Here is a 19523-nt window from a genome sequence, read left to right on the forward strand (position 1 = left end):
TACGACGAGCCCAACGACAATGATCACGCTCTATACCTTCGGCCCTGCCTTTGGCCTGCCCGACGCCAGCCCGTTCGTCATGAAGGCCGAACTGCTGCTGAAGCTGGCAGGGCTGCCGTACCGCACCATGCCGGGCAACCTGCGCCGCGCGCCCAAGGGCAAGCTGCCTTACCTCGACGACATGGGGCGCATCGTCGCGGATTCGACGATGATCCGCTGGCATATCGAGAAGACCTATCACGTGGACTTCGACGCGGGGCTGTCCGAGGCCGAGCGCGGGGTGGCCTGGGCCGTGGAAAAGCTGATGGAAGACAACCTCTACTGGGCCGTGGCCCGCGTGCGCTGGCTCGATGACGCCAATTTCGAGCGCGGCCCGGCCCAGTTCTTCCAGCGCGTGCCGGCACCGGTGCGCGGGATCGTGACCACGCTGGTCAAGCGGCGCGTACGCCAGATGCTCTGGGCGCAGGGCCTCGGCCGGCATTCGGACGAGGAGGCTGACGCCATGGCAATCCACGGCGTGACCGCCATTGCCAATATCCTGGGGGACAAGCCCTATCTGATGGGCGATGCGCCATGCGGCGCCGACGCCACCTTGTTCGCGTTCAGCGCCAGCCTGCTCAGTCCCGTGTTCGAGACGCCGATCCGTACGGCGGCGTCGGCGCACGCCAATCTGACCGCCTATCTGGCACGGATGCGGGCGCGTTTCTATCCCGATTTCGTCGGCAGCGGGGTGTTCGCGCCCATGTCCGAATCCCCGGCGGCGCCGACAGTGGCCGCCAATGGCCTTACAATGTAGGCCGTCCCCAATTCCAGCGCGGTTTCCATCATGTCCGGCAATACCCTCGGCCTGCTCTTCACAGTCACCACGTTCGGCGAATCGCACGGGCCCGCGATTGGCGCGGTGGTCGACGGCTGCCCGCCGGGCCTTGCCCTGACGGAAGCCGATATCCAGGGCGACCTGGACCGCCGCAAGCCCGGCACCTCGCGCCACGTGACGCAGCGCCAGGAGGCCGATCAGGTGGAAATCCTGTCCGGCGTGTTCGAGGGCAAGACCACGGGCACCCCGATCTGCCTGCTGATCCGCAACACCGACCAGCGCAGCAAGGACTACGGCAATATCGTCGAGACCTTCCGGCCCGGCCACGCCGACTACACCTACTGGCACAAGTACGGCATCCGCGACTATCGTGGCGGTGGCCGTTCGTCGGCGCGGCTGACTGCACCCGTGGTGGCGGCCGCCGCCGTGGCCAAGAAATGGCTGCGCGAACAGTACGGCACCGAGATCCATGGCTACATGTCGCAGCTTGGTGAGGTGGAAGTGCCGTTCCAGGACTGGAAGCACGTGCCCGAGAACCCGTTCTTCTCGCCCAATGCGGACATCGTGCCGGAACTCGAAACCTATATGGATGCCCTGCGCCGCGACGGTGACTCGGTCGGCGCGCGTATCGAGGTGGTGGCCAGCGGCGTGCCGGTTGGTCTGGGCGAGCCGCTATTCGACAAGCTCGACGCGGACATCGCCCACGCGATGATGGGCATCAACGCGGTCAAGGGCGTCGAGATCGGCGCTGGCTTCGCCAGCGTGGCCCAGCGCGGGAGTGTTCATGGCGACGAACTGACCGGCGAGGGCTTCCGGTCGAACAATTCAGGCGGCATGCTCGGCGGCATCTCCACCGGGCAGGACATCACCGTGTCCCTGGCCATCAAGCCGACGTCGAGCATCCGCACGCCGCGCGAGTCGATCGACAAGGCCGGCCAACAGGCGACTGTGGAAACGTTTGGTCGTCATGATCCGTGCGTGGGCATCCGCGCCACGCCGATCGCCGAGGCGATGCTCGCGCTGGTGCTGATGGATCACGCGCTGCGCCACCGCGCCCAGTGCGGCGATGTGCGCGTGGAGACGCCGCGTATCGCGGCACACCTGCCGACCCCCGACAAGTCCTGACTTGGGCCGCGCCCCGGCTGACGCCGCCCCGGAGCGCGCCTTCGTGCCGGGTTCGATCGACCCGGCCACCTATTTCCGCTTTGGGCTGTTCTATCTCGGCTACTACGCCTATGTAGGCGTCATCTCGCCGTACGTCAGCCTGTTCTTCTCGGACCGTGGCTTCTCGCCGGTGCAGATCGGCGTGCTGATGGCGTGCTTCCAGTTGAGCCGCATCGTCGGCCCCTACCTCTGGGGCTGGCTGTCCGATGTCCTCCATACGCGCGTGCGCCTGCTGCGGCTGGCCGCTGTGTCAGCGCTCCTGGCCTTCCTGATGGTGCCCGGCGTGCACAGCTATGGCGGCATGATGGCGATGATGATCGGGCTCAACCTGATCACCAGCGCGATGTCGCCGCTGGGCGATGCGCTGACCATTTCCACGCTGCGCCGTCATGGCGCCTTCGACCACCGCTACGGCCGCGTGCGGATGTTCGGCTCGGTCGGGTTCATCGGCGCGGTGCTGGCCGGCGGCGCGTTGTTCGAGCACTTCGGCATGGTCGCTTTCCCGTGGCTCGCCAGCGCTACGCTGGCGCTGTTCGCCATCGTGGTCATGGGCATGCGCGACGCGCCCGACGAGGGCCCCCGTGTGCGACCGCCGCCCGCGCTGCCGCTGCTGCGGCGGCCGGATGTGGCGTGGTTCCTTGCCTCGGCCTTCCTGATGATGTTCGCGCACGCGGCGCTCTACGTCTTCTATTCGCTCTATCTGGAGCAGCTGGGCTACAGCAAGCTCGCCATCGGGGCGATGTGGACCATCGGCGTGGTCGCGGAGATCGTGTTCTTCTTCTACCAGGGCCGGCTGTTCGCGCGGCTGGCGCTGCGGACGATCCTGGCCGGCACCTTCGTGCTGGCGGCGATTCGCTTCGGCATGACCGGCTACTTCGGTCAGTATGTGTGGCTGATGGCCGTCGTGCAGGTGCTCCACGCCGCGACCTTCGCCGCGCACCACAGCGCCAGCCTCAAGCGACTCCAGCACTGGTTCGCCGGCCCGCTGCAGGGGCGGGGGCAGGCGCTCTACACTGGCATATCGTATGGCGTGGGCGGCACATTGGGCGGATTGGCGATGGGCTGGACCTGGAAGACGCTGACGCCATCGCACACCTTCGGGCTGGCCGCAGCGGCGGCGTTGGCCGGGGCCTGCTGCGCCGCGCTGAGTTTTCGCGGCGAGCGGGCGCCAGCCTGAGCCGGCCCGCGTCCGCCCGAACTTTCAGGCCAGCAACTGCGTGACCCGCTCGGCAATCGCCATCGACGAGGTCAGCCCCGGTGATTCGATCCCGAACAGGTTCACCAGTCCCGGCACACCATGCGTGGCCGGGCCGTCGATGCGGAAATCGGCCGCCACCTCGGTCGGGCCGCTGATTTTCGGGCGGATGCCGGCGTAGCCCGGTTGCAGCGCGCCATCGGCCAGCCCGGGCCAGTAGCGGCGCACCTCGTCATAGAAACTGTCGGCATCGTGCGGCGGCACGCTGTATTCGATCTCGTCGATCCAGCGCACATTGGGGCCAAAGCGCGCCTGCCCGCCCAGATCCAGCGTCAGGTGCACGCCCAGCCCGGCCGCCTCCGGCACGGGATAGATCAGCCGCGAGAACGGCGCGCGTCCTGCCAGCGTGAAGTAGCAGCCCTTGGCGTAGTACTGCTGCGGGATGTGTTCGGCCGGGATGCCGTCGATGCGCCGCGCCAGGTCCGGCGCGGTCAGGCCGGCCGAATTGATCACGGTGCGTGCTAGCAGCGTGGTCGCGCCGTCCTCCGCTTCTACCTCCAGCCGGATACCTTCAGCCGTCACCGCGCCCGTGCGGACCGATGACTGCACGGCCAGCATCGCGCCGGCGTTCTCGGCATCGCCCAGCAGCGCGGTCATCAGGCCATGGCTGTCGATGATGCCGGTGGAGGGCGAGAGCAGCGCGGCATGGCATTCGAGCTGAGGCTCCAGCGCGCGTGCCGCGTCGCGGCTCAGCAGTTGCATGTCGTGCACGCCGTTGGCCTCGGCCTTGGCGCGGATGCCCTCGAGCGTGGCCACCTGCGCGGCGCTCGTCGCCACGATCAGCTTGCCGCAGCGCTGGTGCGGCACGTGGTGGGAGGCGCAGTAGTCGTACAGCATCGCCTTGCCGCGCACGCACAGTTCCGCCTTGAGCGAGCCTTTCGGATAGTAGATGCCGGCATGGATCACCTCGCTGTTGCGCGCGCTGGTGATGGTGCCGAACGCGTTTTCGGCCTCGAGGATGATGACTTCGCGGCCCTGCAGCGCCAGCGCGCGGGCCACGGCCAGCCCGACGACGCCAGCGCCGATCACGACGCAATCTACTTGTTCCATCTGGGGCTCTCCTTGGTGTCTTGTCTCGGAATGTCTTGGAAATCTTCGAATTTCAGGCCAAGCCCATGCGGGCGGCAGCGGCCGTCAGGTGCGCACGGGCCGCGGCGCGCGCGGCGGCCGGGTCGCCGGCGGCGATGGCTTCGACCAGCGCGGCATGCTCGGCATCGGCGGCACGCGGCGTGCCCTGGGTGGCGGTAAGCCTCGCGCTGTTCTCCCACGCATGCTGGCGCGCCACGAGCAACTGCTGGCTCACGAAATCGGTCAGGCCGGTGAAGCAGGGATTGTGCGTGGCGTGGGCGATGGCGTGATGGAAGGCGATGTCAGCCGCCGCTGCGCTCGGGAAATCGGTGGCATGGGCGGCCATCGCGGCCAGCGCGCCCCGGATGGCGGCGAGGTCGGCGGCGGTGCGGCGCATGGCCGCCATCTCGGCGCAGGCGGTCTCCACCACGCGGCGCAGCTCGAACAACTGCGCCAGTGTCGGACCCCCATCAGGCTGGCTCGCCACGCGCCAGACCTGGCCGCCCGGCGTTTCGGATACATAGGCGCCGGAGCCCTTGCGCGTGACGACTACGCCATCTGCCTTCAACAGCGCGATGGCCTCGCGGACGATGGGCCGGCTCACTTCGAAGTTTTCGGCCAGCGCCGATTCGGCGGGCAGGCGCGCGCCAGCGGCGAAGCGGCCGGCGGCGATGTCATCGCGCAGCGTCTGGGCGAGGCGACTGGCAAGCGAGGCGGGGCGGGACAGGGGGTCCATTGGAATGGGGGGTGGGCGTAGAAGGTGTCAGGCTGTCTGACAGCTTTCATCGATCCGGCCGATTCTGGCGGGTCCGCCGCCCAGCGTCAAGCCGGGTTTGCGCGAGTTTTACACTTTCTGCCCCGGAGGAGGGGTCAAGCTTGGCGGCCGGCGGTCGATAGTGACTGATTACATCGTGGAGACTCAGGCCATGATCCAACTTTCTCCGCAAGACCTGCCCGTCGGCCAGCCATTGCCCTGGTCGCTACATGACGGCGAAGGCAACCTCGTGCTCGGCAGCGGCAGCGTCATTCCGGACGCGCGTGACCTTGCGCTCGTCTTCCGCCACGGCACGGTCTGCCGTCCCGACGACATGCCGGAAGCCGGCAACGAAGCCGATGGCACCGGCCTGGCACGGCTCGCCGCCGGCCCGCTCGGATTGCAGGTGGGCACGCTGCTGCATGTGAAGACGCCCGGCGACGCCTCGCGCGCCGCCGCCAGCCGCCTGATCGGCTTCATCGATCAGGGCCTGTTCGTGACCTGGCCGACGCTTGGCGGCCGGGATCTGGCCGTGCAGGCCGGCGAAACCGTGCTGCTGCGCGGCTTCTCGGGGCAGGCGATCCACAGTTTCACGTCAACGATCACGGCCGTGTGCCGCAGCCCGTTCCGCTACCTGGTGCTGTCCGCGCCGGCGCAGACCGAGCAGATGCCGGTGCGCAGCGCCGCGCGCGTGCCGACACGGCTGGCCGCGTATCTGGTGGAAAACGGCGTGGGGGAGGTGGTTGCGCCGTCGATGGAAGTCGCACCGGACTTGGTCGATACCGACGTGGATACCCATGTCGCCAGCGGCCTGGCGCGGCTTGGCCTGCTGTCCGATCTGAGCACGGGTGGAGCGCTGGTGCAGACCTCGCACCCGGCGCCGCCGGTGGGCCGCAAGGTGCGTTTGAGCTTCCAGCTGCGTACGGCGTCGCTCGACGCCGAAGTCATTGTCGATGGCTGGGTGCGCAGCGCGCCGTCCGCATCGGAGGATGACGAGTTTCCGGCATTTGGCGTCGCCTTCGACGCGCTGGGCGAACGCGAGCTGACCTTGCTCCAGTGCTTCATCTATGAGCAGTTGCTGACCAGCACCCGATTGCAGGTCTGACTGCCGATCGAGCATAAAAAAAGCCGGCCACTGGCCGGCTTTTTTCGCTCAGGCGCGCATTCGCTGCGCGCCCTGGCTTACATCCCCACGTAGTTCGGGCCGCCGGGGCCTTCCGGCGTGACCCACACGATGTTCTGCGTCGGGTCCTTGATGTCGCAGGTCTTGCAGTGCACGCAGTTCTGCGCGTTGATCTGCAGGCGCTCCTTGCCTTCATCGTTCTGCACGAACTCGTACACGCCAGCCGGGCAGTAGCGGCTTTCGGGGCCGGCGTACTTTTCCCAGTTGATGTCCACCGGCACGCTCGGGTCCTTGAGCGTCAGGTGGGCCGGCTGGTTTTCCTCGTGGTTCGTGTTGCTGATGAACACCGAGGACAGGCGGTCAAACGTGAGCTTGCCGTCCGGCTTCGGATACTCGATCTTCGGGCAGTCGGCGGCCGGCTTCAGGTAGACGTGGTCCGGCTTCTCGCGGTGGATGGTCCAGGGCGGGTTGCGGATGCCGAGCTTCGGCAGCAGCCATTGCTCGATGCCGGTCATCAGCGTGGCCGTGGTGCGGCCCTTCTTGAACCACTGCTTGAAGTTCTTGGCCTGCAGCAGTTCCTTGTGGAGCCAGCTGGCTTCGAACGCGGCCGGGTAGGCGGTCAGCTCGTCGTGCTGGCGGCCGGCCTGGAGTGCGTCGTAGGCGGCATCGGCGGCCATCATGCCGGTCTTGATCGCGGCGTGGCTGCCCTTGATGCGCGAGGCGTTCAGGTAGCCCGCGTCGCAACCGACCAGCGCGCCGCCCGGGAACACCGTCTTCGGCAGCGACAGCAGGCCGCCGGCCGTGATGGCGCGCGCGCCGTAGCCGATGCGCTTGCCGCCTTCGAAATATTTGCGGATCTCCGGGTGCGTCTTGAAGCGCTGGAATTCCTCGAACGGCGACAGCCACGGGTTGGTGTAGTCGAGACCGACCACGAAGCCCACGGCCACCTTGTTGTCCTCCATGTGATAGAGGAAGGAGCCGCCGTAGGTGGCGGGGTCGAGCGGCCAGCCGGCCGTGTGGATCACCAGGCCCGGCTGGTGCTTGGCCGGATCGATTTCCCAGAGTTCCTTCAGGCCGATACCGTAGCTCTGCGGATCCTTGCCCGCATCGAGCTGGTACTTGGCGATCAGCTGCTTGCCGAGGTGGCCGCGCGCGCCTTCGGCGAAGATCGTGTACTTGGCGTGCAGCTCCATGCCGAGCTGGAAGTTCTCGGTCGGCTCGCCTTCCTTGTTGATGCCGAGGTTGCCGGTGGCCACGCCCTTGACCGAGCCGTCATCGTTATAGAGGACTTCGGCGGCCGGGAAGCCCGGGAAGATCTCCACGCCCAGCGACTCGGCCTGCTGGCCGAGCCAGCGCACGAAGTTCGACAGGCTGACGATGTAGTTGCCTTCGTTATGGAAGCACTCGGGCAGCAGCGGAGCGCCCTTGGAGCCGGTGTCGTTGAGGAACAGGAACTTGTCCTCGGTGACGGGCTGGTTCAGCGGTGCGCCCAGTTCCTTCCAGTTCGGGAACAGCTCGTTGAGCGCGCGCGGGTCCATGATGGCGCCCGAGAGAATGTGCGCGCCCGGCTCGGAGCCTTTCTCCAGCACGCATACGTTGACGTCGCCGCCTTTTTCCGCCGCCAGCTGCTTCAGGCGGATGGCTGTGGCCAGACCGCCAGGACCGCCGCCGACGATGACGACGTCGTACTCCATGGCTTCGCGTGGGCCGAATTGCTCCAGGAGCTGTTGCTGATCCATTGTCTCTAACCCTCTGTTTCTTCTGGGCGGCAATACTGCCGCGAGCTTGCAGCCCGTGGTCCGGCGATGCGGCGGGGGAGCTGCGGTTGTGGAGATCTGTGAGGGCCCCGGTGAGGATCTAGGCGTTTTTCCTCTTTCCCTTTAGGGGCCAAGTTCTTAGAATCTCCGGCATTGTCCGGGACTCGACACCCTCAGGCAAGATATTTTTTGGAACGACCGTTCTTTTTTTTGGTATGCTGCCTTTCGCCCAGCAGATGGGGGCTGGCGGCACGCATCGGGCCCCGGCCGGATGCCTCCACACCGAGGTAATTATGGGTTTGTCGATCAATCTGGAAGGCAAGGTCGCGCTGGTGACCGGTGCCTCGAGCGGGCTGGGCACGCGCTTCGCCAATGTTCTGGCCTCCGCTGGCGCCAAGGTGGTACTGGCCTCGCGCCGTACCGAGCGACTCAAGGAGTTGCGTGCCTCGATCGAGGCCGATGGTGGCAGTGCCCACGTGGTGCGGCTCGACGTGACCGACCCGGACAGCATCCGCGCCGCTGTGGCGCATGCCGAGACCGAGGCGGGCGCCATCGATATCCTCGTCAATAATTCGGGCGTCTCCACCACGCAGAAGCTCACCGACGTGACGGCCGAGGACTTCGATTTCGTCTTCGATACCAACACGCGCGGCGCGTTCTTCGTGGCCCAGGAAGTGGCCAAGCGCATGATCGCGCGGGCCAAGGGCGCCGAGAAACAGGGCAATCCGCTGCCGCAGGCGCGCATCGTCAATATCGCGTCGGTGGCTGGGCTGAAGGTGCTGTCGCAGATCGGCGTGTACTGCATGAGCAAGGCCGCCGTGGTCCATATGACCAAGGCGATGGCGCTGGAATGGGCGCGCCATGGCATCAACACCAATGCGATCTGCCCCGGCTACATCGACACCGCCATCAACCATCATCACTGGGAAAGCGATGCGGGCCAGAAGCTGATCCAGATGCTGCCGCGCAAGCGGCTGGGCCAGCCCGAGGACCTCGACGGCCTGCTGTTGCTGCTGGCGTCCGATGCCTCGCGCTTCATCAACGGGGCGGTGGTCACGGCGGACGACGGCATGGTCTGAGCAGGATCTGAAGCAAGCCGTCAACGACAGGAATTGCCGAATACCGCACAATCCTGATGCCGGCCCCGCAACGCGCCACAAGCGCGGCGGGGCGGACGCGTGGCCGAGCAGGGCTTATCCGGTCCCCTGCGCGTCTAAAGTTGTGCCGCGAGAGGCCAGAGTTGGCATAATCGCCGCTGGTTTCGAATGAAGTCCTTACATAAATAATCAGAAATATGCCGTAGTGGCCGCAATGGCCCGAGCGGCCCGGACCGGAGGCCGGGGGAGATGGTGCAAGACAATGAGGCACGGCGCGACGCCGTGCCGCAACACGTCGTGGATTCGGTGATCATTCCCGAAGCCGCCGACGAAGCCCGCGACACTGAATTCCGCATTTCGCCGCGCATCGAGGACTGGATTGGCGTGATCGTCATGGTGCTGCTGGTGGCCATCACGTTCGCCAACGTGGTGGTCCGCTACTTCACCGACGAATCCTTCGCCTGGACCGAGGAGTTCTCGGTCTTCCTGATGATCGTGCTGGCGCTGGTGGCCGGCAGCGCCGCCGTGGCGCGCGACCGCAATATCCGCATCGAGTTCTTCTTCGAACGGGGCAGCGCTGCGCGGCAGAAGCGGCTGGCCATCGTCTCCGCGCTGGGCGTGGCGGTGATGTTCCTGGCGCTGGCGGTGCTCGGCGTGCGGATTACCTGGGACGAGTACGCGTTCGGCGAGACCTCGCCCGGCATTGGCGTGCCGAGCTGGTGGTACTCGATCTGGCTCCCGCTGTTTTCCGTGGCGATCGTGCTGCGCGCGCTGGCGCTGGCCTGGCGCAATGTCCGTGCGCTGCGGGCGCTGAGCGAGCAGGGCGGGGAGGGCGTGCAATGACGCTCGTCGCCATTATCCTGTTCGTGGTCTTTATCGGCCTGATGCTGCTGGGCGTGCCGATCGGCGTGTCGTTGGGGCTGGGCGGGTTGGTTGCCATCGGCCTGTCCAACCTCGATACGCAGATGTTCGGTCTGCTGGCCGTGCCGCAGAACTTCTACGCCGGCCTGGCCAAATATCCGCTGCTGGCGATTCCGATGTTCGTGCTGGTGGGGTCGATCTTCGACCGCTCCGGCGTGGCGGCGCGGCTGGTCACCTTCGCGATTGCCGTGGTGGGACGTGGCCCGGGCATGCTGCCGCTGGTGGCGATTCTCGTGGCGATGTTCCTCGGCGGCATCTCGGGCTCCGGCCCCGCCAACGCGGCGGCCGTGGGTGGCGTGATGATCGCGGCGATGTCGCGCGCGGGCTATCCACCGGCGTACAGCGCGTCCGTGGTGGGCGCGGCGGCGGCTACCGACATCCTGATCCCGCCATCCGTCGCCTTCATTATCTATAGCGTGCTGGTGCCGGGCGCCTCGGTGCCGGCGCTGTTCGCAGCGGGCCTGATCCCCGGCGTGCTGGCTGGCGTGGCGCTGATCGTGCCGGCCGTGTGGCTGGCGCGCAAGCACAATATGGGGCAGATCGAGGCCGCGCTGCCGCGTCCGCCGTTCTGGAAGAGCCTGCGCGAGGCGGCGTGGGGCCTGGTAGCGCCGTTCCTGATCCTCGGCGGCATGCGTGCCGGCTGGTTCACCCCGACCGAGGCCGCCGTGGTGGCCGTGGTCTACGGGCTGTTCGTCGGCATGGTGATCTACCGCAGCATCGGCCTGCGCGACCTGTTCGTGATCTTCCAGGAAGCGGCCGAGACCTCGGCGGTGATCCTGCTCGTGGTGGCGCTGGCCGGCATCTTCGCCTACGCGCTGTCCACGCTCGGCGTGATCGACCCGCTGGCCCATGCCATCGCCAATTCCGGTTTGGGCGAATACGGCGTGCTGGCGCTGATCGTGCTGCTGCTGATGACGGTGGGCATGTTCCTGGATGGCATCTCGATTTTCCTGATCTTCGTGCCGCTGCTGCTGCCGATCTCGAATGCCTTCCACTGGAATCCGGTGTGGTTCGGGGTGGTGCTGACGCTCAAGGTGGCGCTGGGCCAGTTCACCCCGCCGCTGGCCGTGAACCTGATGGTGTCGTGCCGGATCGCCCGCGTGCGCATGGAGGAAACCGTGCCCTGGGTGATCTGGATGCTGCTGGCCATGTTCATCGCCATGCTGATGGTGCTGGCCTATCCGCCGCTGGCCACGTGGCTGCCCGACTACCTGGGCTATTGATCGAAATCAAACTAGAAACTGACGAGGAGATTCCCGCATGAAACGCCGTGCCCTGATGTTGTCCGTAGCCGCCACGATTGCCGCCGCCGCCCTGGCGCCGGTCGGTGCAATGGCCCAGAGCTACAAGTCCGAGTACAAGATGTCGCTGGTGCTGGGCCCCGCGTTCCCGTGGGGCAAGGGCGGCGAGATCTGGGCTGACCTGGTGCGCCAGCGCACCAGCGGCCGCATCAATATCAAGCTGTATCCGGGCACGTCGCTGGTGGCCGGCGACCAGACGCGCGAGTTCTCCGCCATCCGCCAGGGCGTAATCGACATGGCCGTGGGCTCCACGATCAATTGGTCGCCGCAGGTGAAGGAGCTGAACCTGTTCTCGCTGCCGTTCCTGATGCCCGACTACAAGGCGCTGGACGCGCTGACGCAGGGCGAAGTCGGCAAGTCGATGTTCGCCACGCTGGAAAAGGCCGGCGTGGTGCCGCTGGCCTGGGGCGAGAACGGCTTCCGCGAGGTGTCCAACTCGAAGCGCGAAATCCGCAAGCCGGAAGACCTCAAGGGCCTGAAGCTGCGTGTGGTGGGCTCGCCGCTGTACATCGAGACCTTCAACGCGCTGGGCGCCAACCCCACGCAGATGAGCTGGGCCGATGCGCAGCCGGCGATGGCCTCGGGCGCGGTGGACGGCCAGGAGAACCCACAGAGCGTGTTCGCCGCCGCCAAGCTGTACACGGTGGGCCAGAAGTACGTGACCACCTGGGGCTACGTGGCCGATCCGCTGATCTTCGTGGTCAACAAGCAGATCTGGGAATCGTGGACCCCGGCTGACCGCGAAATCGTGAAGCAGGCCGCCATCGACGCCGGCAAGCAGGAAATCGCGCTGGCCCGCAAGGGCCTGGTGGAATCCGGCGCGCCGGCGTGGAAGGAGATGGAGCAGCACGGCGTGAAGGTGACGCAGCTGAGCCCGGCCGAGCACGACGCGTTCCGCAAGGCCACGGTCAAGGTCTACGACAAGTGGAAGAAGCAGATTGGCTCGGACCTCGTCGCCAAGGCGGAAACGGCGATTTCCAAGCGATAAACGATAGCGTCCGGGATTTGCGATGAAACACGTCTTCACCTACGTCATGCCCATCCGCTGGGGCGACATGGACGCCATGGGCCATGTCAACAACACGGTCTACTTCCAGTACCTGGAGCAGGCGCGGATCGAATGGTTCCGGTCGATTGGCCGGAACGGCAAGGATGAGAACGGCCAGGGGCCGGTCATCATCAACGCGCACATGACGTTTTTGAAGCAGTTGCGATTCCCGGGCGACATCGAGCTGCGCGTCTATGCGGGCCAGGTTGGCCGCACGAGCTTCGAGACGCGTATCGAGATCCGCCGCACGGACCTGCCCGACGTGATCTGGGCCGAGGGCGGCGCCAAGGTGGTGTGGAGCGATTACGCGGCGGAGAAGTCCGTGCCGGTGCCCGAGGCCATCCGGGCGCTGATCGCCTGATCCGGCGGGGGTGCAACGCCCCCTAGTGATTCACCAGCCGCTGCACCAGGTCCACCGCCGTGTGCGCGCCGTACTTCTTCATCAGCCGTGCGCGGTAGATGTCCACCGTGCGCGGGCTGATCGACAGCAGCTTGCCGATTTCCTTGCTGGTCTTGCCGTCCACCAGCTGCGCGGCGATATCCCGCTCGCGCGCGGTCAGATCGGCCGTGACCGGCCGCTTCTGCGACAAATCCTCGAAGGTCCAGATCCCCGCCCCCAGCGGCTCGTGCCGATCCAGCGCGCGGCCGGTGACATGGCACCAGAACAGTTCCCCGTCGGCCCGCTTCATGATCCGTTCGTCCGAATACATGCCCTTGGTGTTCATGATCGGCACGATGCGGGCGCCGGTGCGCTCGAACTCGTCGGCGGTGGGGTAGAGCACCTGGAAGGACTCGCCCACCAGCGCGTCGCGCGTGGTGTGGAAGATCCGGCAGACCTCGTCGTTACAGTCCTCGATCACGCGCGCGCGGGACAGCACCAGCCCCACCGGGGCGAGCTGGAAAGCGGTCTGGTAGTCGATGGGGGGCATTGTCCCTTATGTACTTTTACGTAATGGCGCTGCCGGCACCCGTTGACGTATGCTTGCGGTCGGCAGCGGACGCCAGCCAGTCACCCGGCTGACAGCCGATTGTACCGTTACAATTTCCCGGCGTGGCGCATGGCGCCCGTGGGACCAAAATGCCGAGGGACCGCCCCCATCCGGGGAGAATCCCCGCCGGACTACCGAGGAAGGAGCAAACATGAACAAGGTCTACGCCAGTGCCGCGGAGGCGCTCGCGGGCGTCGTGCGCGACGGCCAGACGATCGCCGTGGGCGGTTTCGGCCTGTGCGGCATCCCCGAGGCGCTGATCGGCGCCCTGCGCGACAGCGGCGCCAAGCAACTCACTTGCATCTCGAACAACGCCGGCGTGGACGGCTTCGGCCTGGGCCTGCTGCTGGCCACGCGCCAGATCAGCAAGATGATCTCGTCGTACGTGGGCGAGAACAAGGAGTTCGAGCGCCAGTACCTGGCCGGCGAACTCGAGCTGGAATTCACGCCGCAGGGCACCCTGGCCGAGAAGCTGCGCGCCGGCGGCGCCGGCATCCCCGCCTTCTTCACCAAGACCGGCGTGGGCACCATCGTGGCCGACGGCAAGGAAATCCGCGAATTCGACGGCCAGCAGTACGTCATGGAGCGTTCGCTGACCGCCGACGTGGCGCTGGTCAAGGCCTACAAGGCCGACAAGGCCGGCAACCTGGTCTTCCGCCGCACCGCGCGCAACTTCAACCCGATGTGCGCGATGGCCGGCAAGATCACCGTGGCCGAGGTCGAGGAAATCGTCGAAGTGGGCGAGATCGATCCGGACGACGTGCACCTCGCGGGCATCTTCGTGCAACGCCTGGTGCTGAACGCCACCCCCGAAAAACGCATCGAACAGCGCACCGTGCGTGCCAAGTAAGGAGAGACATCATGGCATGGACACGTGACGAAATGGCCGCGCGCGCGGCCCGCGAACTCCAGGACGGGTTCTACGTGAACCTCGGCATCGGCCTGCCGACGCTGGTGGCCAACCACGTGCCGGAAGGCATGGAGGTCTGGCTCCAGTCCGAGAACGGCCTGCTCGGTATCGGCCCGTTCCCGACCGAGGACGAAGTGGACGCCGACATGATCAACGCCGGCAAGCAGACCGTGACGACGCTGGCGGGCTCGTCGATCTTCTCGTCGGCGGACTCGTTCGCGATGATCCGCGGCGGCCACATCAACCTGGCCATCCTCGGCGCGATGCAGGTCAGCCAGCACGGCGACCTGGCCAACTGGATGATCCCGGGCAAGATGGTCAAGGGCATGGGTGGCGCGATGGACCTCGTGGCCGGCGTCGGCCGCGTGGTGGTCCTGATGGAACACACCGCCAAGAAGAAGGACGGCACCGAGGACATCAAGATCATGGCCGACTGCAACCTGCCGCTGACCGGCGTGGGCGTGGTCAACCGCATCATCACCGACCTCGGCGTGATCGACGTGACCTCCGATGGCCTGAAGCTCGTGGAAACGGCGCCCGGCGTCAGCCGCGAGGAAATCCAGGCGAAGACGGGCGCGACGCTGCTGTAAGCGAATCACTTGCCGCAAAAACAAAAACCCCCGCCAGCGCAAGCCGGCGGGGGTTTTTGTGTCTTGGGGCGGGGGCCGGGTCGGCCTTACTGCGCCACCCAGCCGCCATCCATGTTCCAGATCGCGCCGCGCACCTGGCGGGCGGCCTCGCTGGAGAGGAACACGGCCAGCGCGCCCAGTTCCTCCGGCGTTACGAACTGGCCGGACGGCTGCTTTTCGATCACCAGTTCGCGCTTGGCCTGCTCGATCGGAATGCCCTCGCGCTCCGCGCGCGCTTCCACCTGTTTCTGGACCAGCGGCGTCAGCACCCAGCCCGGGCAGATCGCGTTGGCCGTCACGCCGGTCTGCGCGGTTTCCAGCGCTGTAACCTTGGTGAAACCGACGATGCCGTGCTTGGCGGCCACATAGGCGGACTTTTCCGCCGACGCCACCAGCCCGTGCGTGGAAGCCACGTTGATGATCCGCCCCCAGTTCTTGGCCTTCATCGACGGCAGCGCGAGCCGCGTCGTGTGGAAGGCCGAGGTCAGGTTGATGGCGATGATTGCGTCCCACTTGTCCGTCGGAAATTCTTCAATTTTCGCGACAAACTGGATGCCCGCGTTGTTGACGAGGATGTCCACGCCGCCGAAGTCGCGCTCGGCGTAGCGCATCATGTCCTCGATCTCGGCCGCCTTGCTCATGTCCGCGCCGTGGTAGCCCACCTGGATGCCGCTGCCCGCGCGCGCGATCTCCGCCTTTGCGCCGTCCGCGTCACCAAAACCGTTGGCGATGATGTTGGCGCCCTGCGCCGCCAGTGCCTGCGCGATGCCGAGTCCGATCCCACTGGTCGAGCCAGTCACCAGTGCCGTCTTGCCTTTGAGCATGTAAGCCTCCGTCGGGAGTAGGGGGGTGATGTGCTGTGGCATTGTACTCGCAGGGCGTACAATCCTGCTTTGCCCAAACGCCCGGAATCTTCCGGAGCGAGGTCGTAATTTGCTGAGAATTGCGGCCAGCATTTGCCCCCGAAACGTAGTCCCCACCCTCGCAGGGAGTTCAGATGTCTTCCAGCCCGCGCCTCGGCTTCGTTCAGTGCATCAGTCCCGCCGGCCTGCATCGCATGGCCTATCACGAGTGGGGCGACCCGGCCAATCCGCGCGTGCTGATGTGCGTGCATGGACTGACCCGCACCGGGCGCGACTTCGATACCGTGGCGCGCGCGCTGTCTGGCGACTATCGCGTGATCTGCCCCGATGTGGCGGGACGCGGGCGCTCCGAATGGCTGGCCGATCCGCGCCGCTACATCGTGCCGCAATATGTCTCGGACATGGTCACGCTGATCGCCCGGCTCAACGTGGAGCAGGTGGACTGGTTCGGCACGTCGATGGGCGGGCTGATCGGCATGGGGCTGGCGAGCCTGCCCAAGTCGCCGATCCGCAAGCTGCTGCTCAATGACGTCGGTCCCCGGCTGGCCCCGCAGGCGGTGGAGCGCATCGGCGCCTACCTCGGGCTGCCGGTGCGGTTCAAGACCTTCGAGGAAGGGCTGGCTTATCTCCAGACCATCAGCGCCTCGTTCGGCCGCCACTCGCCCGAGCAGTGGCGCGAGCTGAACGGCGCGATCCTGAAGCCGGTGCAGGCCGCAGAGGGCATGGAATGGGGTTTGCATTACGATCCCGCGCTGGCGGTGCCGTTCAAGGAGACCACGCCGGAGATGGTGCTGGCCGGCGAGGCCGCGCTCTGGATGATGTTCGAGGCCATCCAGGGCCCGACGCTGGTGGTGCGCGGCGCGCAGTCCGACCTCCTGCTGCGCGAGACCATGGCCGAGATGCAGGCACGTGGCAAACAGGTTTCCACGGTGGAAGTCCCCGATGTGGGGCATGCGCCGACATTTATCGATCCGGCCCAGGTAGCCATCGCCCGGGACTTCTTCCTGGGCACGTGAGGCCGAGCCGGATCCTATCCCGAACTTAATGGAATTGCGATGAGTACCAATGCCCTGAAGCGCGCCCATGTGGGCGCGCGCCTTTCCGAGTACGCGGTCTACAACGGCGTGGTCTATCTGGCTGGCCAGGTGCCGGAAGTGGACCCCAAGGCGGACCTGCGCGGCCAGACGCGCGAGGTGCTGGGCCATATCGACCGCCTGCTGGCCGAGGCCGGCAGCGACAAGACGCGCATCCTGTCGTGCCAGATCTTCCTGACCGACGTGACCCGCATCGGCGAGATGAACGAGGTCTGGGACGCCTGGGTGCCGCAGGGCAACACGCCGCCCCGCGCCACCGTCGAGGCGAAGCTGGGCAACCCAGACTACCTGATCGAAGTGGTGGTGACGGCCGCCCTGAATTGATGGTGGATGGTTTGACATGGTGACGTCCACCGATCTCACGAGCCAGGTCGCCGGCGTGCCCGATGCCGGGCTGGTCGAGCGCGCGCTGGCTTTCGTGCGCGAGACCGCCGACGGGGCGACGCCCGCGATGCTGCCCACCGGCGAGACCGTCCTGTCTCACGCCGAGGGGATGCTGCGCATCCTCGACGGCCTGCGCGTGGATGACGCCGCGCGCGCCGCGGCCTGCCTGTTCGCGATGGCGGCCTTCGTGCCGGACACCGAGCCCGAGATCGAGCCGCGTTTTGGCGAGGAAGTCGCGCGGCTGGTGAAGGGCGTGCGACAACTGTTGCGCATCGGCGCCATCGCGGTGTCGCAGACCGATGTCTCGGAATCGTCGAAATCCGAAGTCGCCGCCCGCCAGGAGCAGGTGGAGGCGCTGCGCAAGATGCTGCTGGCCTTCGCCCAGGACATCCGCGTGGTGCTGGTGCGGCTGGCCTCGCGGCTCCAGACGCTGCGCTGGCTCGCGCAGACCAAGAACATGCCGCTGCCGGGCGTGGCGCGCGAGACGCTGGACATCTACGCGCCACTGGCCAACCGGCTCGGGATCTGGCAGATGAAGTGGGAGTTGGAGGACCTTGCTTTCCGCTTCGAACAGCCCGATACCTACAAGCGCATCGCAAAACTGCTAGACGAGAAGCGGATCGAGCGCGAGAGCTATATCTCGCAGGCGATCGAGCGGCTGCAGTCGGAACTGGCCTCGGCCGGCATCCCCGCCGAGGTCACCGGCCGGCCCAAGCACATCTACAGCATCTGGAAGAAGATGCGCGGCAAGGAACTCGATTTTGCCGATTTGTACGATGTGCGCGCGTTCCGCGTGATCGTGGATGACATCAAGGATTGCTACACGGTCCTCGGCATCGTCCACCATATCTGGCAGCCGATTCCGCGCGAGTTCGACGACTATATTTCCCGACCGAAGTCCAACGGCTACAAGTCCCTGCACACGGTGGTCATCGGCGACGATGGCCGCGCGTTCGAGGTGCAGATCCGCACGCAGGAGATGCACCACTTCGCCGAATACGGCGTGGCGGCGCACTGGCGCTACAAGGAAGCCGGCAGCAAGGGCTACAGCGGACAGTTCTCGGCCAGCGAACGCTACGACGAGAAGATCGCGTGGCTGCGCCAGTTGCTGGCGTGGAAGGACGATGCCGACCACTCGGTCGCGCACGAGGATTCGCCGTGGGAGCAACTCAAGCATGCGGCCATCGACGACCATATCTATGTGCTGACCCCGCAGGCGCGCGTGGTGGCGATGCCGCAGGGCGCTACGCCGGTGGACTTCGCCTATTACCTGCATAGCGATCTCGGCCACCGCTGCCGTGGCGCGCGCGTGGACGGGGCGATGGTGCCGCTGAACACGCCGCTACGGAACGGGCAGACCGTGGAGATCGTGGCGGTGAAGCAGGGCGGGCCGTCGCGCGACTGGCTCAACACGGAACTTGGCTATCTTGCGAGTAGCCGGGCGCGGTCCAAGGTGCGCGCGTGGTTCAACGCGCTGGACTCACAGGAGACCATCGCGCAGGGCCGGGCGCTGATCGAAAAAACCCTGCAGCGCGAGGGCAAGACGGCTGTCAACCTCGACGACCTGGCCAGCCGGCTCAGCTTCAAGACGCCGGAGGACCTGTTCGCGGCGGTGGCGAAGGAGGAGTTCAGCCTGCGTCACGTGGAGCATGCGCTGCGGCACCCGGAGGGCGAGGCCCAGCCGCAATTCAACGAGGAAGAGGCCGTCACCAAGAAGAGCCGCGCGACCAGCGTGGCGCGCGGCGCCAAGAGCGGCGTGCTGGTGGTGGGGGTGGATTCGCTGATGACGCAGATGTCGCGCTGCTGCAAGCCGGCGCCGCCGGACGAGATTGTCGGATTCGTCACGCGCGGGCGCGGCGTGTCGATCCATCGCCGCAATTGCCATACGTTCCAGCAGTTGTCGTCGCGCGCGCCCGAGCGCGTGATCCAGACGGAATGGGGCAAGCGCAGCGATGCCGTGTACCCGGTGGACATCCACGTGGAAGCGGTGGACCGCCAGGGCCTGCTGCGCGATATCTCCGAAGTGCTGTCACGCGAGAAGATCAACGTCACCGGCGTGAAGACGCTTTCGAGCAAGGGCGTGGCGAAGATGCAGTTCACGGCCGAGGTCTCGGAAGCCACGCAGCTGCAACGTGCGCTTTCCATCATCGAAGATGTACAAGGGGTGTTGCAGGCGAAAAGAAAGTGATGCTATACTTGCGGCTTCGCTAGGCTCGTAGCTCAGCTGGTTAGAGCACCACCTTGACATGGTGGGGGTCGTTGGTTCGAGTCCAATCGAGCCTACCAACGAATTGCAGTAAAGCAGTAAAAATACGTATTACCCCGTCGGCATCGAAGGCTGGCGTGACG

General features: G+C 66.3%; 19 protein-coding genes and 1 tRNA gene. 15 read left to right on the forward strand and 5 right to left on the reverse strand.

Features of this window, described 5'->3' with window-relative positions; translation table 11 throughout:
* The first annotated feature begins 19 nt into the window (after window positions 1-19).
* Genes AC1DEL_RS10250 through AC1DEL_RS10260 form a run of 3 tightly spaced genes read left to right on the forward strand, consistent with a single transcriptional unit; the run spans window position 20 to window position 3158 of the window.
* A complete protein-coding gene (locus AC1DEL_RS10250; RefSeq protein WP_477125550.1) occupies window positions 20-796 on the forward strand; it encodes a glutathione S-transferase C-terminal domain-containing protein in 777 nt (258 codons plus the stop codon).
* A gap of 30 nt (window positions 797-826) precedes the next feature.
* The gene (gene aroC / locus AC1DEL_RS10255; protein ID WP_092292764.1) at window positions 827-1942 is read left to right on the forward strand and encodes a chorismate synthase; all 1116 of its coding nucleotides are present in this window, start codon (window positions 827-829) and stop codon (window positions 1940-1942) included.
* Between the two features lies 1 nt (window position 1943).
* A complete protein-coding gene (locus AC1DEL_RS10260; protein ID WP_255370745.1) occupies window positions 1944-3158 on the forward strand; it encodes an MFS transporter in 1215 nt (404 codons plus the stop codon).
* A gap of 24 nt (window positions 3159-3182) precedes the next feature.
* Here AC1DEL_RS10260 and AC1DEL_RS10265 read toward each other — a convergent pair whose 3' ends face one another.
* Window positions 3183-4286: an NAD(P)/FAD-dependent oxidoreductase gene (locus AC1DEL_RS10265; protein WP_092292768.1), complete on the reverse strand. Its 1104-nt coding sequence runs from the start codon at window positions 4284-4286 to the stop codon at window positions 3183-3185.
* A gap of 52 nt (window positions 4287-4338) precedes the next feature.
* Window positions 4339-5040 (reverse strand): FadR/GntR family transcriptional regulator, encoded by a 702-nt coding sequence (locus AC1DEL_RS10270; protein ID WP_454756943.1) that lies wholly within the window; start codon window positions 5038-5040, stop codon window positions 4339-4341.
* Window positions 5041-5230: 190 nt separating this feature from the next.
* On the opposite strand from AC1DEL_RS10270, the gene AC1DEL_RS10275 reads away from it, so the two are divergent.
* Window positions 5231-6163: a flagellar brake protein gene (locus tag AC1DEL_RS10275; RefSeq protein WP_477104995.1), complete on the forward strand. Its 933-nt coding sequence runs from the start codon at window positions 5231-5233 to the stop codon at window positions 6161-6163.
* Window positions 6164-6240: 77 nt separating this feature from the next.
* On the opposite strand, the gene AC1DEL_RS10280 is transcribed toward AC1DEL_RS10275, so the two are convergent.
* Window positions 6241-7920 carry an electron transfer flavoprotein-ubiquinone oxidoreductase gene (locus AC1DEL_RS10280; protein ID WP_092292774.1) on the reverse strand — a complete coding sequence of 560 codons (1680 nt, stop codon included), beginning with the start codon at window positions 7918-7920 and terminating at the stop codon, window positions 6241-6243.
* A 311-nt stretch (window positions 7921-8231) separates the two neighbouring features.
* Between AC1DEL_RS10280 and AC1DEL_RS10285 the strand changes: the two genes are divergently transcribed.
* The 5 genes from AC1DEL_RS10285 to AC1DEL_RS10305 all read left to right on the forward strand — a co-directional run bounded on the left by AC1DEL_RS10285 (window position 8232) and on the right by AC1DEL_RS10305 (window position 12666).
* Window positions 8232-9017 carry an SDR family oxidoreductase gene (locus AC1DEL_RS10285; RefSeq protein WP_092293307.1) on the forward strand — a complete coding sequence of 262 codons (786 nt, stop codon included), beginning with the start codon at window positions 8232-8234 and terminating at the stop codon, window positions 9015-9017.
* Window positions 9018-9284: 267 nt separating this feature from the next.
* On the forward strand, window positions 9285-9878 hold the full coding sequence (locus AC1DEL_RS10290) for a TRAP transporter small permease (RefSeq protein ID WP_092292776.1): 594 nt from the start codon (window positions 9285-9287) through the stop codon (window positions 9876-9878).
* Window positions 9875-11179 carry a TRAP transporter large permease gene (locus tag AC1DEL_RS10295; RefSeq protein WP_441592145.1) on the forward strand — a complete coding sequence of 435 codons (1305 nt, stop codon included), beginning with the start codon at window positions 9875-9877 and terminating at the stop codon, window positions 11177-11179. Before AC1DEL_RS10290 ends, AC1DEL_RS10295 begins: the two co-directional genes overlap by 4 nt.
* A gap of 37 nt (window positions 11180-11216) precedes the next feature.
* Complete coding sequence (locus tag AC1DEL_RS10300) at window positions 11217-12245, forward strand: DctP family TRAP transporter solute-binding subunit (RefSeq protein WP_477125549.1); 1029 nt, start codon at window positions 11217-11219, stop codon at window positions 12243-12245.
* Window positions 12246-12267: 22 nt separating this feature from the next.
* Entirely contained in the window at window positions 12268-12666 is a 399-nt protein-coding gene (locus tag AC1DEL_RS10305; protein ID WP_441592147.1) for an acyl-CoA thioesterase, read from the forward strand.
* Window positions 12667-12688: 22 nt separating this feature from the next.
* On the opposite strand, the gene AC1DEL_RS10310 is transcribed toward AC1DEL_RS10305, so the two are convergent.
* Complete coding sequence (locus AC1DEL_RS10310; protein WP_092292783.1) at window positions 12689-13234, reverse strand: PAS and helix-turn-helix domain-containing protein; 546 nt, start codon at window positions 13232-13234, stop codon at window positions 12689-12691.
* Between the two features lie 211 nt (window positions 13235-13445).
* Here AC1DEL_RS10310 and AC1DEL_RS10315 point away from each other — a divergent pair, with 211 nt between their 5' ends.
* Window positions 13446-14144 carry a CoA transferase subunit A gene (locus tag AC1DEL_RS10315; RefSeq protein WP_092292785.1) on the forward strand — a complete coding sequence of 233 codons (699 nt, stop codon included), beginning with the start codon at window positions 13446-13448 and terminating at the stop codon, window positions 14142-14144.
* 11 nt (window positions 14145-14155) lie between these two features.
* Window positions 14156-14794, forward strand: a complete 639-nt coding sequence (locus AC1DEL_RS10320) for a CoA transferase subunit B (RefSeq protein WP_092292787.1) — start codon at window positions 14156-14158, stop codon at window positions 14792-14794.
* Window positions 14795-14880: 86 nt separating this feature from the next.
* Here AC1DEL_RS10320 and AC1DEL_RS10325 read toward each other — a convergent pair whose 3' ends face one another.
* Entirely contained in the window at window positions 14881-15657 is a 777-nt protein-coding gene (locus tag AC1DEL_RS10325; protein WP_092292789.1) for a 3-hydroxybutyrate dehydrogenase, read from the reverse strand.
* A gap of 173 nt (window positions 15658-15830) precedes the next feature.
* Here AC1DEL_RS10325 and AC1DEL_RS10330 point away from each other — a divergent pair, with 173 nt between their 5' ends.
* The 4 genes from AC1DEL_RS10330 (at window position 15831) to AC1DEL_RS10345 (ending at window position 19460) form a co-directional block, all read left to right on the forward strand.
* Window positions 15831-16712, forward strand: a complete 882-nt coding sequence (locus tag AC1DEL_RS10330; RefSeq protein ID WP_477125548.1) for an alpha/beta fold hydrolase — start codon at window positions 15831-15833, stop codon at window positions 16710-16712.
* 39 nt (window positions 16713-16751) lie between these two features.
* Window positions 16752-17114 carry a RidA family protein gene (locus tag AC1DEL_RS10335; RefSeq protein WP_092292793.1) on the forward strand — a complete coding sequence of 121 codons (363 nt, stop codon included), beginning with the start codon at window positions 16752-16754 and terminating at the stop codon, window positions 17112-17114.
* Between the two features lie 16 nt (window positions 17115-17130).
* Window positions 17131-19362 carry a RelA/SpoT family protein gene (locus tag AC1DEL_RS10340; protein WP_092292795.1) on the forward strand — a complete coding sequence of 744 codons (2232 nt, stop codon included), beginning with the start codon at window positions 17131-17133 and terminating at the stop codon, window positions 19360-19362.
* A 21-nt stretch (window positions 19363-19383) separates the two neighbouring features.
* A tRNA-Val gene (locus AC1DEL_RS10345) sits at window positions 19384-19460 on the forward strand.
* The last annotated feature ends 63 nt before the right edge of the window (window positions 19461-19523 follow it).

Source organism: Cupriavidus sp. 10L43_2, assembly GCF_056395265.1.